Consider the following 1814-nt stretch of genomic DNA (forward strand, 5'->3'; position numbering starts at 1 on the left):
CCCCCACCCCCGCCCGCACGAAAGCCACTCACGCGAAAGCCACTCGGGTGGGCCGCCCGCACGCCGTCTGGGCGCTGCCGGCCGTCCTGTTCTTCACCTTCTTCGCGGTCGTCCCGATGGTCCTGGCCTTCTACCTGTCCTTCACCAAGTGGGACGGCCTCGGCGACCCGCAGCCCGTGGGCCTCGCCAACTGGCAGAAGCTGCTCGACGACCCCCGGCTCACCCAGTCCCTGTGGATCACCGTCCTGCTGACGGTCGCGAGCTGGGTGTTCCAGACGGTGGTGGCCCTGCTGCTGGGCGTCTGGGCGGCGGGCCACCAGCGCAACCGCGCCGTCCTCTCCGCGGTCTTCTTCGTCCCGCTCCTTCTCTCCTCCACGGCCGTGGCACTGCTCTTCTACGCCCTGCTCGACCCGAACTTCGGCATCATCCAGAAGGACACCCTCGGCTCGACCAGCGGAGCGTTCCTCGCGATCGTGTTCGTCGGCGGCTGGCAGTTCATCCCGTTCCACACGCTGATCTACCAGGGCGGCGCCCGGCAGATCCCGCAGGTCCTGTACCAGGCGGCGGCCATCGACGGCGCGGGCCGCTACCGCCAGTTCTTCTCGATCACGCTGCCCCAGCTGCGGCACACCATCACGACGTCCACCGTCCTGATCGTCGTCGGCTCGCTCACGTACTTCGAGACGGTCCTGATCCTCACCAAGGGCGGCCCGGGCACCGACACGGCGATCCTGCCGTACCTGATGTACGAGGCGGGCTTCAAGACGTACGACTTCGGCTACGCGAGCGCCATCGCGTCGTTCCTGGTCCTGGCCGCCACCGGCCTGTCCCTGGTACTGGTCCGGATGACCGGCTTCGGCACCATGCGCAGCACCCGCGAAGGGATGTGACGGTGTGTCACACGATACGTTGGCGCGTCCCGTGAAGACCCGCGAGCCCGACCGGGAGCCACCCACGCAGGGCCGCCGACGCAGACACTGGACGAAGCGCGCGAACCCGGTCGCGGGCCTCGGCTCGATCGTCTGGCTCGCTATCGTGATCATCCCGATCTACGCGATGCTGTCGGCCTCCCTCACCGGCCAGGACAAGGCCCTCACCGGCAACCCCCTGAAACCACCGACGAGTCCGACGCTCGACAACTACAACACCGTCCTGAACAGCGGCTTCGGCCATCTGCTCGGCAACACGGCGATCGTGGCCGTGGCGGTCGTGGGCATCGTCCTGGTCCTCTCCATCCCCCTCGCCTACGTGGCCGTCCGCACCCGCGACCGCTGGTCGAACACGGCCTTCCGCCTGTTCCTGCTGGGTGTGGCGATCCCGGCCCAGGCGGTCGTGGTCCCTCTCTACCTCCTGATCGCCAAGCTCGACCTGTACGACACCCTGCTGGCCGTCATCCTGCCGACGGCGGCCTTCGCCATGCCCGTGTCGGTCCTCGTGCTGGTCGGCACGCTCCGGGACGTCTCGGAGGACCTGTACGAGGCGATGGCCCTGGACGGCGCGTCACCGCTGCGGATGCTGTTCCAGCTGACGATCCCGCTGGCCAAGGGCGGGATCAGTACCGTGGTGATCTACGCGGCGCTCCAGGCATGGAACGGCTTCCTGTTCCCGCTGATCTTCACCCAGTCGGACGGCCCGCGCGTCCTCACCCTCGGGCTCTTCAACTACGTCAGCCAGTTCGGCGTCAACATCCCGGCGCTGCTGGCCTCGGTCGTCCTCTCCGGCATCCCGATCTTCGCCGTCTATCTGGTGGCCCGCCGCGCTCTCGTGGGCGGCCTGATGGGTGTGGGCGGCAAGTGAACCCACCCGCCCGGCAC

2 protein-coding genes are annotated in these 1814 nt (G+C 68.4%); both read left to right on the forward strand.

The features are described from left to right. Positions 1-47: 47 nt before the first annotated feature. Entirely contained in the window at positions 48-890 is an 843-nt protein-coding gene (locus FNH08_RS49555) for a carbohydrate ABC transporter permease (protein WP_322726660.1), read from the forward strand. A gap of 31 nt (positions 891-921) precedes the next feature. Then, on the forward strand, positions 922-1797 hold the full coding sequence (locus tag FNH08_RS49560) for a carbohydrate ABC transporter permease (RefSeq protein ID WP_322726659.1): 876 nt from the start codon (positions 922-924) through the stop codon (positions 1795-1797). Positions 1798-1814: the final 17 nt, after the last annotated feature.

Origin of the sequence: Streptomyces spongiae (genome assembly GCF_009377185.1) — a bacterium.
GTDB classification, from domain to species: domain Bacteria; phylum Actinomycetota; class Actinomycetes; order Streptomycetales; family Streptomycetaceae; genus Streptomyces; species Streptomyces spongiae.